Raw genomic sequence first — 19098 nt, forward strand, 5'->3', positions numbered from 1 at the left:
CCAACCGGAAAGGTCTGGTATTCGGATGACCAAGCTTCGGATGACCCACAACCAGGGGTGGGTGTGATGACCAACGCGACCGCGTACCGCGTCTCCCACCTCGACGCGCTGGAGGCGGAGAGCATCTTCGTCATGCGCGAGGTCGTCGCCGAGCTGGAGCGGCCGGTGCTGCTCTTCTCCGGCGGCAAGGACTCGATCGTCATGCTGCGACTGGCGCAGAAGGCGTTCGCCCCGGCCCGGATCCCGTTCCCGGTGATGCACGTCGACACTGGGCACAACTTCCAAGAGGTGCTCGACTACCGGGACCGCCGGGTCGACGAGCTCGGCCTGCAGCTGGTCGTCGCCAGCGTGCCGGAAGCCCTGGAATCGGGGCTGGTCCGCGAGTCGCCGGACGGGATGCGCAACCGCATCCAGACCCCGGTGCTGCTGGCCGCGGTCGAAAAGTACCGGTTCGACGCCCTGTTCGGCGGGGCCCGCCGGGACGAGGAGAAGGCCCGGGCCAAGGAGCGGGTCTTCTCGTTCCGCGACGAGTTCGGCCAGTGGGACCCGAAGAACCAGCGCCCCGAGCTGTGGTCGCTGTACAACGGCCGGCACCACCCAAGCGAGTCGATCCGGGTCTTCCCGCTGTCCAACTGGACCGAGCTGGACGTCTGGCACTACATCGCGCGGGAGCGGATCGAGCTGCCACCGATCTACTTCGCCCACGAGCGCGAGGTGATCGAGCGCGACGGCATGCTGTACGCGGTCAACGAGTTCATCCAGCCCCGCTCCGGCGAGACGCCGTTCGTCGAGAAGGTTCGGTACCGTACCGTCGGCGACGCCTCCTGCACGGCGGCGGTCCGCTCCCCGGCGGACACCGTCGAGAAGGTGATCGACGAGGTCGCCGCGACCCGGATCACCGAACGCGGGGCCACCCGGGGCGACGACCGGGTCAGTGAGGCCGCCATGGAAGACCGCAAGCGGGAGGGCTACTTCTGATGACGGTGACGGCTGACGCCCCCACCACCCGGACCATGGACCTGCTGCGGTTCGCCACCGCCGGCAGCGTCGACGACGGCAAGTCGACCCTCATCGGTCGGCTGCTCTACGACACCAAGTCGCTCTTCACCGACCAGCTGGAAGCGGTCGAGGCGGTCAGTGCGGCCCGGGGCGACGAGTACACCAACCTGGCGCTGCTCACCGACGGCCTGCGCGCCGAGCGGGAGCAGGGCATCACCATCGACGTGGCGTACCGCTACTTCGCCACCCCGCGGCGAAAGTTCATCATCGCCGACACCCCCGGGCACACCCAGTACACCCGCAACATGGTCACCGGTGCCTCCACTGCCGACCTGGCGCTGATCCTGGTCGACGCCCGCAAGGGTCTGGTCGAGCAGTCCCGCCGGCATGCCTTCCTCTGCTCGCTGCTGCGGGTGCCGCACCTGGTGCTCTGCGTCAACAAGATGGACCTGGTCGACTGGGACCAGTCGATTTTCGAGGCGATCGCCGACGAGTTCACCACGTTCGCCGCCAAGCTGGAGGTGCCCGATCTGTCGGTCATCCCGATCTCGGCGTTGAACGGTGACAACATCGCCACCCGGTCCGAGCGCAGCCCCTGGTACGAAGGACCGTCGCTGCTGCACCACCTGGAGCACGTGCACATCGCCTCCGACCGCAACCTGGTCGACGTACGGTTCCCGGTGCAGTACGTGATCCGGCCGCAGTCGACCACCGTCACCGACTACCGTGGCTACGCCGGCCAGGTCGCCTCCGGGGTGCTCAAGCCCGGCGACGAGGTGATGGTGCTGCCGTCCGGGCTGACCAGCACGATCGCCAGCATCGAGACCGCCGACGGCCCGGTCGACGAGGCGTTCCCGCCGATGTCGGTGACCGTACGGCTCACCGACGAGCTGGACATCTCCCGGGGCGACCTGATCTGCCGGCCGCACAACGCGCCCACCCCGGCTCAGGACGTCGAGGCGATGATCTGCTGGATGGACGAGACGCGGCCGCTGCAGTTGGGCGGCAAGTACGCCATCAAGCACACCACCCGCAGCGCCCGCGCCGTGGTCCGTGGCGTGCAGTACCGGCTGGACGTCAACACGTTGCACCGCGACGAGGCGGCCAGCCAGCTCGGCCTCAACGACATCGGTCGGGTCACCTTCCGGACCACGGTCCCGCTGCTCACCGACGAGTACCGGCGTAACCGGACCACCGGCGGTTTCATCCTGATCGACGAGTCGACGAACCGGACCGCCGCCGCTGGCATGATCATCGAAGCCGGCTGACCCAGGGTCGACGGGTCGGGTCCGCTGTCACCGGCGGGCCCGACCCGGTGGCTGAGTTTCACCAGCGTCCGTAGACCGGGGCCCGGCCGGCGGCCAGCGCACCGAGCGCCGCGACGATCTGGGTGCTGCCGCAGTCCAGCAGCATGGTCGGCACCATCAGCCGGGCACCCGGCGGCACCGCCGGGTGCGGCGTCTGCGCGTCGATGAAGATCAAGTCCTCGATCCCGGTCCGGCGGACCTGCACCGCCGACACCGCGTCCCACGGCAGCCAGACCGGGTTGGCGCGGAAACTTCCGTTCGCCACCCAGACCCCGGTCCGGTCGGCGGCCAGCACCGGGCCCCGGCCGGTGAACCGGCCGTGCCACATGACAACCGTCGCGGCCAGCAACCCGCCGAGCAGCAGCACCGGCAGACCGGCCAACGCCATTGTCGCCGTGCGGCCGGCCGCCGCCTCCCTCGCGGCCAGGTACGCCACCCCGCCGAGCAGCCCACCGGCCAGCAACCAGCAGACGGCGGCCAGCCCGCCGGCCCAGATCAGGAACCGGCGTCCGTCGATCCGGACCAGGAACGGGGTGTCCTCCGCCGGCCGGTCGGTCATCTCCTGCACCACGGGCACCTCCGCCGCCACTGGTCTAATGTGTCGCGGCGAGGTTAGTGGATCCGTTTGGCTCCCGCGCAGGGCAGGGCGGTGAAGAACGTCGGTGGCGGGAAGCCGTGCTCGGCGTACGCCGCGCCCACTGTGGCCGCCACCCGGTCGGCGGCATCCGCATCGACCAGCGCCAACACGCAGCCGCCGAAGCCGCCGCCGGTCATCCGGGCACCGTACGCGCCGCCGGCCAACGCCGCGGTCACCGCGACGTCCACCTCCGGCACGGTGATCTCGAAGTCGTCACGCATCGACGCGTGCGAGGCGGTCAGCAGTGGACCGATCTCGCGGATCCGGCCGGCCCGCAGCAGCGTGACCGTTTCCCGGACCCGGTGGTTCTCGGTGACCACGTGCCGGACCCGGCGTCGTATCGGGTCGGCCGGCAGCCGGTCCAGGGCGGCTGGCAGACCATCGACCGGCACGTCGCGCAGCGCCGGCACGCCGAGCAGCCCGGCCGCCCGTTCGCAGGCGGCCCGCCGGGCGGCGTACTCGCCGGAGACGTGCCGGTGCGGGGCCCGGGTGTCGACCACCAGGACGGCCAGCCCGGCGGCGGCCAGGTCGAACGGGACGTGGTCGACGTCGAGTGACCGGCAGTCCAGGAACAGCGCATGCCCGGCCCGGCAACGGATCGACGCCGACTGGTCCATGATCCCGCAGGGCACCCCGGCGTAGCCGTTCTCCGCCCGCTGGGCCAGCGCCGGCCGCCGGGCCACCGGCAGCTGGTCGGTGCCGATGCCGCCGAGGTCGGCCAGGGCGGTCAGCACCGCGGCCTCCAGCGCGGCCGACGACGACAGACCGGCGCCGAGCGGTACGTCGGACGCGATCGCCATCCGGACGGCCGGTACGGGGTACCCGGCCTCGCGCAGCGCCCACACCACGCCGGCGACGTAGCCGCCCCAGCCGTCGACCGCGCCGGGCCGGTCCGCGTCGGCGGCGCTGAACGCGATCTCCTCGCCGGACTGCTCCGACCAGACGGTCCAGCCGGGCTCTGCCGGGCCGGCCTCTCCGGCTGCCTCTGCCAGGCTCGCCGCGACGACGGTGCGGTGCGGCAGGGCGAACGGCAGCACGAAGCCGTCGTTGTAGTCGGTGTGCTCGCCGATCAGGTTGACCCGTCCAGGTGCCGCCCACGAACCGGCTGGCGGTACGCCGTACCGCTGCTGGAAGCCGTCGTGAGCGCGGCGGGTGACCGGCCCCGCGTCGCTGTCGCCTGCGCCGCCGCCGGCTACCGGGAGTGTCACGATCGGTGTCCCTTCACTCCGCCGGTCGTCCGGTGAAGATTCCACCACATCCGGCCAGGAATCAACAGTGGCTACGGGTAAATCCAACAGAGCCGAACATTGCCGACCGGCGGCCGCCGGTCGGATACCGGCGAGACATCGATCCACCGGTGCTGTCAGAATTGTCGACATGTCCGAGCCCGCCTCCCGCCCCCGGGTGCTCTCCGGCATCCAGCCCACCGCCGACTCGTTTCACCTCGGCAACTACCTCGGCGCGGTGCGCAACTGGGTGGCGATGCAGGACACCCACGACACCTTCTACTGCGTGGTCGACCTGCACGCGATCACCGCCGGGCACGACCCGCAGGTGCTGCGTCAGCGGACCCGGGTGGCCGCCGCCCAGCTGCTCGCCGCCGGCCTCGACCCGGGCCGGTGCACCCTGTTCGTCCAGTCCCAGGTTCCGCAGCACGCCCAGCTCGCCTGGGTCATGGGCTGCATCACCGGGTTCGGCGAGGCGAGCCGGATGACCCAGTTCAAGGACAAGTCTGCCAAGCAGGGCGCCGAGCGGGCCAGCGTGGGGCTGTTCACGTACCCGGTGCTGCAGGCCGCCGACATCCTGCTCTACCAGGCCGACGCGGTCCCGGTCGGCGAGGACCAGCGGCAGCACCTGGAGCTCACCCGGGACCTGGCCCAGCGGTTCAACACCCGGTTCGGCGCCACCTTCACCGTGCCGGCCCCGTACATCGTCCGGGACACCGCCAAGATCCTCGACCTGCAGGACCCGACTGCCAAGATGTCCAAGTCGTCGTCCTCCCCGGCCGGCATCATCGACCTGCTGGACGACCCGGCCAAATCGGCGAAGAAGATCCGCTCGGCGGTCACCGACACCGGCCGCGAGATCATCTACGATCCGGAGAGCAAGCCCGGTATCAGCAACCTGCTCACCATCTACGCCGCGCTCAGCGGCCGGACGCTCGACGAGCTGACCGCCGCGTACCAGGGCAAGGGCTACGGTGACCTGAAGAAGGACCTGGCGGAGGTGGCGGTGGAGTTCGTCCGGCCGATCCAGGAGCGCACCCGCGGCTACCTCGACGACCCGGCCCAGCTGGACAAGATCCTGGCGATCGGCGCCGGGAAGGCCGAGGCGGTGGCGGCCGCGACGCTCGCCGCCGTGTACGACCGGGTCGGCTTCCTGGCACCCGCGGGGACTGTCTGACAGTGTCCGTCATCGGCGCGCGACCAGCTCCCGGTCAGGTGCGGATCGGCGTCGCCATCGACATCCCGCAGCCCTGGGGCGAGGAGCTGACCCGCCGCCGGGCCGAGGCCGGCGACCCGGCCGCCGAGTACGTGCCCGCGCACATCACCCTGCTCGGCCCGACCGACATCGTCGAAGATCAGCTGGCCGAGGTGGAGGCGCACCTGGCGGCGGTGGCCGCCGCGCATCCGCCGTACCCGTTGCACCTGCGCGGGACCGGCACGTTCCGGCCGATCACCGAGGTGGTCTTCGTCGCGGTGGCGGCCGGGATCAGCGAGTGCGAGCTGCTCGCCTCGGCGATCGGCACCGCCGACCAGCTCATCCGGGAGAGCCGGTTCGCGTACCACCCGCACGTGACCGTCGCCCAGGACGTGCCGACCGACGCGATGGACAAGGTGTACGACGACCTCGCCGGCTTCGAGGCGCAGTTCGAGGTCGACTCGTTCACGCTCTTCTCGCACAGCGGTGAGGGGCGGTGGCGTTCGCGCCGGGATTTTCCACTCGGCGGCTGACCACCCGGCGGCGTCCCGGCGCACCAGGATGAAGGGTGCACCGGGATGACCGGTGCACCAGGATGACGGGGTGAACGTTTTCGGCCGGGCCTGGTCCGGCACCCAGCGGGCGCTGGACCGGTCCCGGCGGCGGTACCCGCGCCTGGATCACCTCTGGCGGGCGGTGGAACGCTACAACCAGGTGCTGGGCGGGCGGCTGGCCGCGGCGATCGCGTACTACGGGTTCTTCGCCGTCTTCGCCCTCGGTCTGGTCGCGTACTGGGTGTTCGGTGCCCTGGTGGAGGCCAACGCCGAGGTCAGCGCGGCGGTCGCCGACTTCCTGCTGCAGAACCTGCCGTTTCTGGACCTGGCCCAGATCCAGCGCAACAGTGGCCAGGTCGGCGTCGTCGGCCTGGTGCTGCTCGCGTTGACCGGCATCGGCTGGGTGGAGGCGATCCGGTCCTCGCAGCGGTTCGTCTACCGGCTCGACCAGCAGCCCGGCTACTTCGGGGTACGGCAGATCGTCGACCTCGCCGTACTCGTCGGGGCATTCCTGCTGATCGGCATCTCGGTCGGTGCGGTCGACGCGCTGCGGTCGCTACTCGGCTGGCTGCTCGGCGAAGGATCGGCCGCTGCGGCCGTCGCGAGCGTGCTGCTCGCCTTCGTGATCAACCTGGTGCTCGCCTCGGCGCTGCTGGTCGCGGTGCCCCGGCTGCGGATGTCCGCCCGGCGGCTGGTCGCCCCGATTCTCGTGGTGGCGCTCGGGCTGACCGTGCTGAACACCGCCGGGCGGTTCTACGTCGGCCGGTTCGAGCGCAATCCCGCGTACACCGTGGTGGCCGGCGCGGTCGGTCTGCTGATCTATCTCTACCTGCTCAACCAGCTGCTGCTGTTCGGCGCGGCGCTGGCCGCAACCAGCCGGCACGGCCGGGTGGTCGACCTGACAGCCCGGCGGGCGGCGGGGCGTACGCCATGGCCGGCCGGATCGGCACCGCCAAAAGCAGTAAAAGCCGCAAAAGCCGTCGACGGTCTCCGGCGTACGACGATGATCGGTCAGGTGGGGGCACTAGTCACGCTTGAGCTGCCGGACGACTCGCCGGCGCACACGATGCCATGGATCATCACCTTCGGGCCGCTCGGCGACCAGGACGGCGAGTGGGAACCGGTGGTGTGCGGGCCGTACGAACGGGCGCACGCGCTGGCCCTGGCCGAGACGGTGGTCGCCGACGAGGAGTTGATGGCGGTGGTCGAGCCGCTGCTGACCCTGGTCACCGTCGAAGAGATCCGCGGCGAACTGGCCGCCGCCCAGGCCTCCGCCGACGAGGACGTCGCCGAGTACGACGACTTCGAGGACCTGGTCGGCGGCAACGACGCCGAACCGCAGGAGCGGCATGTCGAGCCGTCGCCGCCGCCGTCACCGGACGAGGTACGCGCCGGCATGGTCCGCATCGCCAACATGCTGACCGCCAAAAGCTGACCGTCAGTGGTGGTGCCCCGGGACCATTTCTGGTCCCGGGGCACCGTCACCACCTTCGCCCCCCACCACAAGGGGTCCTTGCCCAGCCGCCCGGCGGCGCTTCCGGCTCGACGAACGACCGGTGTTTCCTGCCCGAGCCATACCCGGCGGCAGGCTGTCGTAAACCTGGCCGCACCCTGCCAGCCGGCCGGGGGCGAAACGGGTGTCAGGCCGGCTGGAACCAGGCGGCGGCGTCGACCGGCAGCAGTCGGCGACCGGGCGGTCCGTCCAGCGGCGCGCTGGTGATCAGCGGTACGCCGTACCCGTCGACCGCCACCGGCGCACCACTGAGGTTGACCACGCAGACCAGCGTCGCCTCGCCGGTACGGCGGAACGCCAACACGCCCGGCCCGGCCTCCACCCAGGTCAGCCCGGTGCCGTCGCCGGCCGGGGCGTCGCGCAGCGCCGGATGCTCGGCCCGGACGGCCAGGGCCTGTCGGTACAGCTGCAGCGTCGAGTCCGGGTCGCCGGCCTGGGCCTGTGCGGTCAGCGGCGCCCAGTCGGCCGGGGCCGGCAGCCAGGATTCGACCGAGCCGGCCGGCCCGAAGCCGTACGGCGGGGTGTCGCCGCGCCACGGCAGCGGCACCCGGCAGCCGTCGCGGCTGGCCCCGGTACGGCCGAACGCCGGGTCCTGCCGCAGGTGGTCGGGCAGGTCGAGGACCTCCGGCAGGCCCAGCTCCTCACCCTGGTAGAGGTAGGTGCTGCCGGGCAGGGCGAACATCAGCAGCGCGGCGGCGCGGGCCCGCCGCAGCCCGACCTCGCCGTCGCCGTACCGGGTGACGTGCCGCTGCTTGTCGTGGTTGGACAACACCCAGGTGGTCGGCGCGCCGACGATGGTCGCTTCGGCGAGCGCGGTGTCGATCACCTTGTGGAACGAGTCGGCCGACCAGGTGGCGTCGAGGAAGTCGAAGTTGAACGCCTGGTGCAGCTCGTCGGGGCCGATGTAGCGGGCCAGCCGCTGCGGGGTCTCCGCCCACGCTTCGGCGATCGCCATCCGCCCGCCGGGGTAGCTGTCCAGGATCGGCCGCCAGGTGCGGTAGATGTCGTGCACCTCGTCCTGGTCGAAGTAGGGCAGCCGGCCCTTGCCGAGCAGTTCGATCTGCCGGCGGCCGGTGGTGGCCGAGGTCCAGCCGATGTCCGGCAGCCCGTCGGCCTTGATCATCCCGTGGGCGACGTCGATCCGGAACCCGTCGACACCCCGGTCCAACCAGAAGCGCAGCACCTGCTCGAACTCGGCGCGCACCTGCGGGTGGCGCCAGTTCAGGTCCGGCTGGGCCGGGTCGAACAGGTGCAGGTACCACTGTCCGTCGGGCAGTCGGGTCCAGGCCGGCCCGCCGAAGATCGACTCCCAGTCGTTCGGTGGCTGGTCGCCGTGGTCGCCCCGGCCGTCGCGGAACATGTACCGCTCGCGCTCCGGCGACCCGGGCGCGGCGGCGAGCGCGGCGACGAACCACGGGTGTACGTCGGAGGTGTGGTTCGGCACGATGTCGACGATGATCCGCAGGCCGAGTGCGTGCGCGTCGCTGATCATCTCGTCGAAGTCGGTGAGGTCGCCGAACATCGGGTCGACCTCGCGGTAGTCGGCGACGTCGTAGCCGCCGTCGACCATCGGGGAGCGGTAGAACGGGGTCAGCCAGAGCGCGTCGACGCCGAGGTCGCGCAGGTACGGCAGCCGGCTGCGGATGCCCTGCAGGTCACCGATGCCGTCGCCGTCGGAGTCGGCGAAGCTGCGCACGTACACCTGGTAGACGGCGGCGGTGCGCCACCAGTCGTCCCGGGCGGTGCGCGGGTGGGCCTGGGCAGGATCGATCGTCACGGGTTCCCCGTCCTGTCGGTGCGATGCTGGCCTCGCCGTTGAGTCAGCGCGCTGCGGGTGCTGGGCTCCCTATCGAGGATGCCCGGCAGTTGCTGCAAGCGTCAAGCAAGCCTTGCGCAAGGCAATCAGCCGGTGGTGGCAGCGGCGGCGGCGAGGTGGGTGACCTGTGGAGCGATCCCGGTGGAGCCACGGGCCACCAGCTCGGGGCGGAACACGTACTCCGAGTTCGGGGCGGCGTGCCCGTTGATCTCGTCGACCAGGGCCCGGACCGCCGCCACCGCCATCGCGATCACCGGCTGGCGCAGCGTGGTCAGCGGCGGATCGGTGAACGCCATCAGCGGCGAGTCGTCGTAGCCGACCACCGACACATCGCCGGGCACCGACAGGCCGCGCTGCCGGGCGGCCCGGACAGCGCCGAGCGCCATCAGGTCGGAGCCGCAGGTGATCCCGGTGACCCCCTTGTCCAGCAAGCGGTTCGCCGCCGCCTTACCACCCTCCACACCGAACAGTGACAGGGCGGTCAGCTCGTCGATCTCGGCGTCGCTGGCGCCGACCAGCCGCTGCATCGCCGCGCGGAAGCCGGCCAGTTTGCGCTGCACCGGCAGGAACCGGTCCGGCCCGGTGATCAGCCCGATCCGCCGGTGGCCGAGGGAGACCAGGTGGGCCACGGCCAGCTCGCCGGCTTCCCGGTCGTCGCAGGAGACGAACGGGGCTTCGATGCCGTCGGCGTACCCGTTGATCAGCACGATCGGCAGCGGCCGGGCGATCAGTTTGCGGTAGCGGTCGTGGTCGGCGGCGGTGTCGGCGTGCAGGCCGGAGACGAAGACGATGCCGGCGACCTGCCGGTCCAGCAGCATCTCCACGTACTCGTCCTCGGTGACCCCGCCGGGGGTCTGGGTGCAGAGCACCGGCGTGTAGCCGGACTGGGCCAGCGCCGACTCGATGGTCTGCGCGAACGCCGGGAAGATCGGGTTGTCCAGCTCCGGCACGACCAGGCCGACCAGGCCGGCGCTGCGTTTGCACAACCGGGCCGGGCGTTCGTAGCCGAGGACGTCGAGCGCGGTCAGCACCGCCTGGCGGGTCTCGGTGGCCACCCCGGGGCGGTCGTTGAGCACCCGGGACACCGTGGCCTCGCTGACCTCGGCCTGGCGGGCGATGTCGGACAGTCGTGCGCGCATGGCGTTCACGGTAGCGCACCGGCAAGTTCTTGCGGTTGCGCCTGCAAGCCCTTCCATTGCTTGCAACGTCTTGCTAGCGTCCCGGCAACACAAGACAGGCTGCGTGCTGAAACACGGCACCGAACTGCAATAACTTCCAGGACAGGAGTCCCGATGCGCGTCCGTACCACGACGGTGGCCGCCGGGCTGGCCGCCGTGCTCGCGCTGGCCGCCGCCGGCTGCGGCAGCAGCGACGGCGAACCCGCCACCACCGACAGCCCCGACGCCGCCGCCACCGGCGGCACCCTGGTCATCTGGGCCGACGACAAGCGCAGCGCCGCCCTCGCCCCGTTCGCCGAGAAGTTCGGCGCCGACAACGGCGTCACCGTCGAGGTCCAGGCCATCTCCAAGGACCAGCAGACCACCTTCGTCACCGCGTCGCAGCAGGGCAGCGGCCCGGACGTGATGGTCGGCGCGCACGACTGGATCGGCAACCTGGTGCAGAACGGGGCCATCGAGCCGGTCCAGCTCACCGCCGACCAGACCGCCGGCTTCGCCGACGTCGCCATCCAGGCCGTCACCTTCAACGGCCAGGTCTACGGCGTCCCGTACGCGATGGAGAACGTCGCCCTGATCCGCAACACCGCGTTCGCCCCCGACGCCCCGGCCACCATCGAGGAGCTCGTCGCCACCGGCCAGCAGCTCAAAGCCGACGGCAAGGTCTCGGAGATCCTCTGCCTGCAGGTCGGGCAGAACGGCGACGCCTACCACCTGTACCCGCTCTACACCTCGGCAGGCGGCAGCCTCTTCGGCACCACCGCCGAAGGCGACTACGACCCGGCGCAGCTCGGCGTCGGCACCCCGGAGTCGATCGCCGCGTTCGAGAAGATCGCCACGCTGGGCGAGAAGGGCGCAGGCGCGCTGAAGCGGTCCATCACCCCGGAGAACTCGATCGCCACCTTCACCAGCGGCAAGTGCGCCTTCCTGGTCTCCGGGCCGTGGGCGATCACCGACGCCAAGGGCGCGAACATCGCGTACGACATCAGCCCGGTCCCCGGCTTCGCCGGTGGCGCACCGGCGCAGCCGTTCGTCGGCGTGCAAACCTTCTACGTGGCCGCCAAGGGTGAGAACAAGGCCCTGGCGCAGGAGTTCGTCGCCAACTACACCACCCAGACCGACCTGGCCGTCGCCCTCTACGAGGCCGAGCCGCGCCCGCCGGCGCTGACCGCCGCCCTCGACCAGGTCGCCGGTGCCGATCCGGACCTGGCGAAGTTCCAGCAGGCCGGGCAGGGCGGCGCGGTGCTGCCGGCGATCCCCGAGATGGCCGCCATCTGGGACCCGTTCGGCAAGGCCGAGGCCGCGATCGTCGGCGGTGCCGACGTGGCCAGCACGATGACCGCCGCCGGTCAGACGATCGCCGAACAGATCAAGTAATGCGCGACACCGGAGCCGGCGGTCTGCTGGCCAAGGCGCTGCTGCTCGGCCTGGTCGCGGCGATCGCGATCTGGGCGGCGTTCCCGCTGATCGCCGCCGAGGCGTGGGTCGGGCTCGGCATCCTGGCCGTCACGACCGCCGGCATCGGCTACCTCTACCTGGGTCGGCGACACGTGCCGGCGAAGTACCTGATCCCCGGCACCCTGTTCCTGATCGCCTTCCAGATCTTCCCGGTGCTCTACACCGCCTCCACCGCGTTCACCAACTTCGGCGACGGACACCGGGGCAGCAAGACTGAGGCGATCGCGGCCATCCAGGCCACGTCGGTGGTCCAGGTGCCAGGATCCATCGAGTACGCGATGACCGTCGCCACGGTCGGCGACCCGGCCACCGGTGACCTGGTGCTGCTGGTCGTCGACCCGGCCGACGGGGTCGTCTACGCCGGTGACGGTTCCGGATTGCGGGAGCTGCCGGCCGGCGACGTCACCGTCACCGACGCAGGCAAGGTGACGTCGGCCGACGGGTACACGCTGCTCAACGCCGGCCAGGCCAGCGCCCGCAGCCAGGAGATCACCGACCTGGCGGTGCCGACCGACGACGGGGCGATCCGCTCCATCGGGCTGTCGAGGGCGTACGAAGGGGTCGCGGTCCGGGCGTACGACGACGATTGTGACTGTGTGACCGACACCGTGACGGGCACGGTGTGGACGGCCGACGACGACGCCGGCTCGTTCGTCTCCGCCGACGGCGACCGGCTGCTGCAGGGCTGGCGGGTCGGCGTCGGGCTGGACAACTTCACCCGGGTGCTGACCGACCGGAGCATCTCCGGGCCGTTCCTCGGCACCCTGGTCTGGAACTTCGCCTTCGCGATCGGCTCCACCGGCGGCACCTTCGCCCTCGGGCTGCTCTGCGCCATCGCCCTGCACTCCGACCGAGTGCGTGGCCGCAACCTTTACCGGGTGCTGCTGATCCTGCCGTACGCGATGCCGTCGTTCGCGATGCTGCTGGTCTGGCGGGACATGTTCAACACCGACTTCGGGCTGATCAACCAGTTCTTCGGGTTGACTGTGGACTGGTTCGGGCAGGACTGGTCGGCCCGGCTGGCGGTGATCGGCGTACAGCTGTGGCTCGGGTATCCGTACATGTTCCTGGTCGCCACCGGCGCGCTGCAGGCCATCCCGAAGGAGCTGACCGAGGCCAGCTCGATCGACGGCGCCAACCCGTGGCAGGCGTTCCGCCGGGTGACGCTGCCGCTGCTGCTGGTGGCGTTGACGCCGCTGCTGATCGCCTCGTTCGCGTTCAACTTCAACAACTTCAACGCGATCTACCTGACGACCGCGGGTGCGCCGTTCCCGGCGGACAACCCGAGCGTCGGCGCGACGGACCTGCTGATCACCTACACGTACCGGTTGGCGTTCGGCGCGGCCGGCGCCCAGTACGGCTTCGCCGCCGCCGTCTCGATCTTCATCTTCACGCTCGTCGCGGTGATCTCCGCGGTCAGCTTCCGGCGCACCCGGCAACAGGAAGAGGTGTACGGATGAAGCAGCGCTCGCTGACCCGCTGGGCGGGTCGGGTCGGCTGGCGGCACCTGGTGGCGCTGCTGGCCGTGGCGTTCTCGCTGTTCCCGATCGTGTTCGTGCTGTCGGCGGCGGTGAACCCGCTGGGCACCCTGTCGTCGACCGACCTGTTCCCGACCGGCGCGTCGAGCAACAACTTCCGCCGGCTGTTCACCGACACGTCGTTCGGCCGGTGGTTCGGAAACTCGCTGCTGATCGCCGGGCTGGCGTCGTTCGCGTCGGTGTTCCTGTCGTCGCTGGCGGCGTACGCCTTCTCCCGGATGCGGTTCCGTGGCCGCCGGGTCGGGTTGCTGTCGCTGCTGCTGATTCAGATGTTCCCGCAGTTCCTGGCGATCGTGGCGATCTTCCTGATCTTCTCGACGATCACCGACCTGTGGCCGACGATCGGGTTCAACACCCCGTGGGGGCTGATGCTGCTGTACCTCGGTGGCGCGCTCGGGGTGAACACCTGGCTGATGAAAGGCTTCTTCGACACCCTGCCGAGGGAGTTGGACGAGTCGGCCACCATGGACGGGGCGTCGCACGCCCAGGTGTTCTTCCGGATCATGCTGCCGCTGGTGGCGCCGATCCTGGCGGTCACCGGGCTGCTGGCGTTCATCAACACCATCAACGAGTTCCTGATCGCCAACGTCTTCCTGACCAACCCGGAGGCGAAGACGCTGGCGGTCGGCATGTACGGCCTGGTGGCGGGGGAGCGGAACAACAACTTCGGGATCTTCGCCGCCGGCACGCTGCTGACGGCGGTCCCGACGGTGCTGGTGTTCCAGCTGCTCAGCCGCTACATCGTTTCCGGTCTCACCTCCGGGTCTGTGAAGGGTTAGCTTGTGGGCCAGCTGTTCGAGGCGCACCATGACGGATCGTCGTTGTATGCGCCGGGTGCCGCCGCCGGGTTAAACCTGGGTGATCGGGTGTCGGTCTTCGTCCGGGTGCCGGCGGGTGCGCGGCCGGTCGACAAGCTGTGGGTACGCTCCACAGCCGACGGTGAGCCGCGCTTCTCCGAGGCGGTGGTCGACCGGCGCGATCCGAACGGGGACGTGTGGTGGCGGGGCGAGGTGGAGGCCCGTAACCCGGTCACGCCGTACCGTTTCCTGCTGGCCGGCGGCGGTCCGGCCGGGTCTGCTGCTGGCGGCTTTGCTGATGGCGGGGGTGGGCGGCGCTGGTTGACCGGGGTCGGCGAGGTCGACCACGACGTGCCGGACGCCACCGACTTCCGGCTCGTCACCCACGATGCGCCGCCGGACTGGGCCGCCGACGCGATCATCTATCAGATCTTCCCGGACCGGTTCGCCCGGTCGGCTGGCGCTGACGGGCGGGAGCTGCCGGAGTGGGCGATCCCGTGCGACTGGGACACCCCGGTCGTCGGGCGCGGGCCGGAAACGCCGCACCAGTTCTACGGCGGCGACCTGGGCGGCATCCGGGAGCGGCTCGACCACCTGGAGCGGCTCGGCGTCAACACCGTCTACCTGACGCCGATCTTCCCGGCCCGGTCCAATCATCGGTACGACGCCGCCGCGTTCGACCACGTCGACCCGCTGCTCGGCGGGGACGAGGCCCTGGCGCGGCTGTCGGCGGCGGTGCACGCTCGTGGTTGGCGGCTGCTCGGCGACATCACCAGCAACCACACCGGCGACGCCCACCCGTGGTTCAGCGCCGCCGTGTCGGACGTGTCGTCGCCGGAGCGGGAGCTGTACTACTTCGGCGACGACGGCGACTACGAGTGCTGGAACGGCTTCACGTCGCTGCCGAAACTCAACTGGGGCAGCGCTGAGCTGCGGCGACGCTTCGTCGATGGGCCAGCCTCGGTGGCGCGGCGGTTGCTGCTGCCGCCGTACGGGTTGGACGGTTGGCGGATCGACGTGGCCAACATGACCGGCCGGCGCGGGGCCGACGCGCTCACCCTGGAGGTGGCAGCGTTGCTGCGTCGGGCGGTGGCCGAGACTCGGCCGGACGGGCTGATCGTCGCCGAGCACGGGCACGATTTCACCCGTGACCTGGACGCCGATGGTTGGCACGGCACGATGAACTATGCCGGGTTCACCCGGCCGGTGTGGAGCTGGCTGCGGTCATCATCGTTGGGGTTGCCGGACTTCCTCGGCGTACCGGGTGGGGTGCCGGCCCGGTCGGGGCCGGCGGCGTTGGCGACGATGCGAGCCTTTGGGGCGTTGGTGTCGTGGCGGTCGCTGGTGCATTCGTGGCAGCTGCTCGGCTCGCATGACTCGGCCCGGGTGCGGACGGTGGTGGGGGACGCGGCGCGGCAGGAGGTGGCGGCCGGGTTGCAGTTCACGTTGCCGGGGACGCCGATGGTGTTCGCCGGGGATGAGCTGGGGTTGCGGGGCGACAACGGGGAGGGTTCTCGGACGCCGATGCCGTGGGACCGGCCGGGCTCGTGGGACGGTGTGACGTTCGGGGTGTATCGGGCGTTGGTGGCGCTGCGTCGGGAAGTGCCGGAGCTGCGGCACGGCGGGCTGCGTTGGGTGTACGCCGATGACGACGCCCTGGTCTATCTGCGGGAGTCGCCGACCGGGGCGGTGTTGGCGTTGGCCCGGCGGGCGTCGGGTGCTCCGGTGCGGCTGACCGGCCTGGTGGCCCCGCCGTCCGCTGCTGCTCCGGCCCTCGTCAACCTGTACGGCGGCGCGCCACCGCTACACCCGGCCGTCGACGGCACCCTGATCCTGCCGTCCGACGGGCCCACCTTCCAACTCTGGCACCTCCCCTGACGGCAAGTCCCATCGGCTGACTGTCGTCAGGTACTCAGGGCGGATAGCGCCGAAGTGAACGAGGCCACCGACTTGATCGGCTTCCCGCGTGCGGCCGTCGCGCAGGTGGGCCGCCGATCACCGGAACGGCCTGCTCATCACCTCCGAACGCGCGGGGCGCTACAGCGGTTGAATGGCTGGGGTCTGTTGGTCGGTTCGGGTCTGGTTGATCACAGGCGGCGTGTCTGCGTGACCATCGACGGTGGCCGGTCTATGCCGGAGGTATGAGGTACGCCGATAGTGGTGGCCTGTCCGCTGGCGGGCGGGCCAAGCGGGAACAGGTGAGGATGCAGGCGGCGCGGATGTTCGCCACCGGTGTCCCCGCGACCAAGGTCGCGGCCCGGCTGCGAGTGTCGACGAAATCGGCCTACCAGTGGCGACGCCGCTGGCAGACAGGTGGAATGGCCGCCCTCGCCTCGACCGGACCCGGCGGAACCACCTGCCGGCTCACCCCCCCGACCAGCTGCTGCGGCTACGCGCCGAGCTAGACCTCGGCCTGGCCGAACACGGCTGGAGCGAGGATCAACGCTGGACACTCGCCGGGTCGCCACGCTGATCGGCCGGCTGTTCTACACCTCCTACACCCTGCGCGGAGTGTCCTACCTGCTGCACCGCATCGGCTACACCCCGTAGGTCCCGAAGCATCGGGCGGTCCAGCGCGACGCCGACGCTATCGCCGCCTGGCGGGCCACGACCTGGGCCAAGGTACGAGGCTAGCGGCGGCGACCGGGGCGTGGATCGTCTTCGAAGACGAGGCCGGACAGACCCTGCGACCACCCCGGGCCACCACCTGGGCCCGCAGAGGACACACACCCGTCGTGCGGGTCAACGGCAAGGGCTCGGGCCGGGTCTCCATCGCCGGCCTGGTCTGCCTCAAACCCGGCCGGCGCGGCCACGTCCTCCACCGGCTCCGCGTGCACCGCAACCGCACCGGTGAACGCCGCAGCCTGTCCGAGGACGACTACGCCGCCCTGATCACCGCCGCGCACCACCAACTCCACGCCCCGATCATCCTGATCTGGGACGGGGTCAACACCCACACCAGCACCACGATGCGTCGCCTGACCGCCGCCCGTCACCGGTGGCTGACCGTGGTCCAGCTACCCGCGTACGCCCCGGACCTCAACCCCGTCAAGAGTCTGTGGTCGACGGTGAAAGCCGGCCTGGGCAACCTCGCCGTCGACGGCGTGGACCACCTCGCCGCGATCATCCGAACCGGCTCAAACGCATCCAGTACCGGCCGGAGCTGATACCCGGCTTCCTCGCCCACACCGGACTCACCCTCGAACCGGAACCCCCTGACAACTAGCCTCGGTCTTGCATTAAGTGTTGATCATGGATGCCTGACGGCTTGTTGATCTTGATTCGTCGGTCGATCGGTGTCTGGGCATGGTGGTGGCCCGACGCGGGGTCGGGTTCCTCCAGAAGCTGTCGGTCGGGATCGTGGTCGTGGTGTTCAGGTGATCGGCTGTGGCAGTGCCGCGAGTCGGGTGAACGCGGTGACCAGTTGCTCGGCCCAGGGCCAGCCTTCGGCGACGCGTAGTCTCGTGCGCCGTGCCGTGCGGGTGATCCGGGCTGGTACGTGCAGTAGCCGGTACCGCAGCTTCTTCGGTTCGGCTGTGGCGAGGTCGCCGTCGAGGAGCAGGTGCTGGGTCCAGGCGATCAGGTCGATACCGGTGAGGGCGAGTTCGAGCCAGGCGGCGTTGATCGCGAAGATCCGTGAGGGGAAGCGGCCGAAGCCGGTGTCCTTGCCGGTGCGGATGCGGTCTTCCACGCGGGCGTGGGCGCGGTGTCGGGCCTCCAGGTACTGGATGCTTCCGCGCCCTGGTGGGGTGTCGGTGGCGGTGACCTGGTGGCGGAACCCTTCGATGGTGTCGAACAGCGACAGTTGCGCGCCGGGGTGGGGGCGTTCACGGCGCACGATGAACCGGGTGCCGTCGGGGTAGCCGTCGTCGGGTACCAGTCCCGTTATCTCGCAGACGTCCGCGCCGTCGCGGGGCTGCCCGTCGGCGTCGGTGGCCGGGATCCAGCCGGTGGCGGCCAGGATCGCGTGCCGGACCGGTTCGGTGACGGCCACGCCCACGGAGAAGTAGGTGGTGATGTGCTGTTCGCGCAGGCTGCGGATGTGGGCGAGGAAGCCCTGGGTGCAGCCGGCCGAGTCGGAGCGGATGAGGATTTCGGTGCCGTGGCGGTGGGTGTCGGGGATCTGTTCCACGGCGGCGTCCAGGACGGTGATGTGGTCGGCGGTGGTGTTCGATCCGGCCCGGCCCTCGCGTAGCAGCCCCGACAGGGCCTCGCGGGTGTTGTCCAGGAAGCAGAACAGCGGGTGGTAGCCGAACGTCTTCTTCCAGGTGCGGGTGGCTGATTCCTTCTCGGAGTGGCAGATGACGATGGAGGCGTCGAGGTCCAGGACGAGACCGGGGATCGGCTGGCCGGCGGCGGTCGCGGCCGGTATGCCGTCGCGGGTCTCGGCCATCTGCGCCCAGGCGACCTCCCGTGCCCGTGCGCGGGCCGTCCGCAGCGGCGCCAACGCTTCGCTGTCCATCCTCGACAGGACGCGCCATGCGGTGGCGTCCGAGGCCACCGCGCCGAACAGGCCGGTCTGGTCCCGCAGGACCGCCAGGTCGGCGATCGCTTCGCCGCCGTCGGCGATCGTGACCGCCAGGTCGACCGCGACCTGTCCCGGGTCGTGACCGCCCCGCCGTTGCCGTGACCCGGACAGGACTTCGCTGAACGCCCCGGTCAATCCCGCCGCGTCGGCGACGTCGGTCAACAGGCGGGCGCCGGCGTGGCCGACCACGCCACGTCCGTCGCCGCTGACGATGATCTTCGGGCGTGTTCCGGTAGCCTTCACCTGACAGGTGCCTTCCGTCCGGGATAGATGAGACCCTCAGCAAGTCCTATCTTCCCAGGTCAGAAGGCACCTGTCTTTCAAGATCCACTATGTGGACCCACCCATAATGAAG

The 19098-nt window shown here is 70.5% G+C and carries 17 protein-coding genes and 1 pseudogene; 13 read left to right on the plus strand and 5 right to left on the minus strand.

Going from position 1 to position 19098, the window contains the following annotated elements; all coding sequences use genetic code 11:
* Nucleotides 1–66: 66 nt before the first annotated feature.
* Together cysD and ACFHWU_RS16830 are read left to right on the plus strand one after the other, a co-directional pair.
* Nucleotides 67–978, plus strand: a complete 912-nt coding sequence (gene cysD, locus ACFHWU_RS16825) for a sulfate adenylyltransferase subunit CysD (protein ID WP_416556904.1) — start codon at nucleotides 67–69, stop codon at nucleotides 976–978.
* The gene (locus tag ACFHWU_RS16830) at nucleotides 978–2267 is read left to right on the plus strand and encodes a sulfate adenylyltransferase subunit 1 (RefSeq protein ID WP_416556905.1); all 1290 of its coding nucleotides are present in this window, start codon (nucleotides 978–980) and stop codon (nucleotides 2265–2267) included. Before cysD ends, ACFHWU_RS16830 begins: the two co-directional genes overlap by 1 nt.
* 58 nt (nucleotides 2268–2325) lie before the next feature.
* On the opposite strand, the gene ACFHWU_RS16835 is transcribed toward ACFHWU_RS16830, so the two are convergent.
* The gene (locus ACFHWU_RS16835; RefSeq protein ID WP_416568999.1) at nucleotides 2326–2874 is read right to left on the minus strand and encodes a hypothetical protein; all 549 of its coding nucleotides are present in this window, start codon (nucleotides 2872–2874) and stop codon (nucleotides 2326–2328) included.
* A gap of 44 nt (nucleotides 2875–2918) precedes the next feature.
* Nucleotides 2919–4151: a galactokinase gene (gene galK, locus ACFHWU_RS16840; RefSeq protein WP_416590987.1), complete on the minus strand. Its 1233-nt coding sequence runs from the start codon at nucleotides 4149–4151 to the stop codon at nucleotides 2919–2921.
* Nucleotides 4152–4320: 169 nt separating this feature from the next.
* Between galK and trpS the strand changes: the two genes are divergently transcribed.
* The 4 genes and pseudogenes from trpS (at nucleotide 4321) to ACFHWU_RS16860 (ending at nucleotide 7353) form a co-directional block, all read left to right on the plus strand.
* Nucleotides 4321–5346, plus strand: coding sequence for a tryptophan--tRNA ligase (gene trpS, locus ACFHWU_RS16845; protein ID WP_416556908.1), 1026 nt, complete (start codon nucleotides 4321–4323; stop codon nucleotides 5344–5346).
* A gap of 2 nt (nucleotides 5347–5348) precedes the next feature.
* Nucleotides 5349–5897, plus strand: coding sequence for a 2'-5' RNA ligase family protein (locus ACFHWU_RS16850; protein ID WP_416590988.1), 549 nt, complete (start codon nucleotides 5349–5351; stop codon nucleotides 5895–5897).
* Between the two features lie 70 nt (nucleotides 5898–5967).
* A pseudogene (locus tag ACFHWU_RS16855) lies at nucleotides 5968–6825 on the plus strand (YihY/virulence factor BrkB family protein); the annotation flags it as partial.
* A 108-nt stretch (nucleotides 6826–6933) separates the two neighbouring features.
* Nucleotides 6934–7353, plus strand: coding sequence for a hypothetical protein (locus ACFHWU_RS16860; RefSeq protein ID WP_416556921.1), 420 nt, complete (start codon nucleotides 6934–6936; stop codon nucleotides 7351–7353).
* 205 nt (nucleotides 7354–7558) lie between these two features.
* Here ACFHWU_RS16860 and ACFHWU_RS16865 read toward each other — a convergent pair whose 3' ends face one another.
* Nucleotides 7559–9202, minus strand: coding sequence for a glycoside hydrolase family 13 protein (locus ACFHWU_RS16865; protein ID WP_416591021.1), 1644 nt, complete (start codon nucleotides 9200–9202; stop codon nucleotides 7559–7561).
* 131 nt (nucleotides 9203–9333) lie between these two features.
* Entirely contained in the window at nucleotides 9334–10386 is a 1053-nt protein-coding gene (locus ACFHWU_RS16870; protein ID WP_416590989.1) for a LacI family DNA-binding transcriptional regulator, read from the minus strand.
* A 153-nt stretch (nucleotides 10387–10539) separates the two neighbouring features.
* On the opposite strand from ACFHWU_RS16870, the gene ACFHWU_RS16875 reads away from it, so the two are divergent.
* The 7 genes from ACFHWU_RS16875 (at nucleotide 10540) to ACFHWU_RS16905 (ending at nucleotide 17382) form a co-directional block, all read left to right on the plus strand.
* Entirely contained in the window at nucleotides 10540–11799 is a 1260-nt protein-coding gene (locus ACFHWU_RS16875) for a sugar ABC transporter substrate-binding protein (RefSeq protein ID WP_416590990.1), read from the plus strand.
* Complete coding sequence (locus tag ACFHWU_RS16880) at nucleotides 11799–13340, plus strand: ABC transporter permease subunit (RefSeq protein ID WP_416590991.1); 1542 nt, start codon at nucleotides 11799–11801, stop codon at nucleotides 13338–13340. Before ACFHWU_RS16875 ends, ACFHWU_RS16880 begins: the two co-directional genes overlap by 1 nt.
* A complete protein-coding gene (locus tag ACFHWU_RS16885) occupies nucleotides 13337–14197 on the plus strand; it encodes a sugar ABC transporter permease (protein WP_416590992.1) in 861 nt (286 codons plus the stop codon). The genes ACFHWU_RS16880 and ACFHWU_RS16885 overlap by 4 nt, the downstream gene beginning before the upstream one ends.
* A gap of 3 nt (nucleotides 14198–14200) precedes the next feature.
* Nucleotides 14201–16093 carry a glycoside hydrolase family 13 protein gene (locus ACFHWU_RS16890; RefSeq protein ID WP_416590993.1) on the plus strand — a complete coding sequence of 631 codons (1893 nt, stop codon included), beginning with the start codon at nucleotides 14201–14203 and terminating at the stop codon, nucleotides 16091–16093.
* A gap of 263 nt (nucleotides 16094–16356) precedes the next feature.
* Nucleotides 16357–16620 carry a helix-turn-helix domain-containing protein gene (locus ACFHWU_RS16895; protein ID WP_416590994.1) on the plus strand — a complete coding sequence of 88 codons (264 nt, stop codon included), beginning with the start codon at nucleotides 16357–16359 and terminating at the stop codon, nucleotides 16618–16620.
* The gene (locus tag ACFHWU_RS16900; RefSeq protein ID WP_416590995.1) at nucleotides 16529–16765 is read left to right on the plus strand and encodes a winged helix-turn-helix domain-containing protein; all 237 of its coding nucleotides are present in this window, start codon (nucleotides 16529–16531) and stop codon (nucleotides 16763–16765) included. The genes ACFHWU_RS16895 and ACFHWU_RS16900 overlap by 92 nt, the downstream gene beginning before the upstream one ends.
* Before the next feature lie 134 nt (nucleotides 16766–16899).
* Complete coding sequence (locus ACFHWU_RS16905) at nucleotides 16900–17382, plus strand: transposase (RefSeq protein WP_416591022.1); 483 nt, start codon at nucleotides 16900–16902, stop codon at nucleotides 17380–17382.
* Nucleotides 17383–17588: 206 nt separating this feature from the next.
* On the opposite strand, the gene ACFHWU_RS16910 is transcribed toward ACFHWU_RS16905, so the two are convergent.
* A complete protein-coding gene (locus ACFHWU_RS16910) occupies nucleotides 17589–18986 on the minus strand; it encodes an IS1380 family transposase (RefSeq protein ID WP_416590996.1) in 1398 nt (465 codons plus the stop codon).
* Between the last annotated feature and the right edge of the window lie 112 nt (nucleotides 18987–19098).

The sequence above is a fragment of the Micromonospora sp. LOL_015 genome, from assembly GCF_048060275.1.
Lineage (GTDB): Bacteria > Actinomycetota > Actinomycetes > Mycobacteriales > Micromonosporaceae > Micromonospora_E.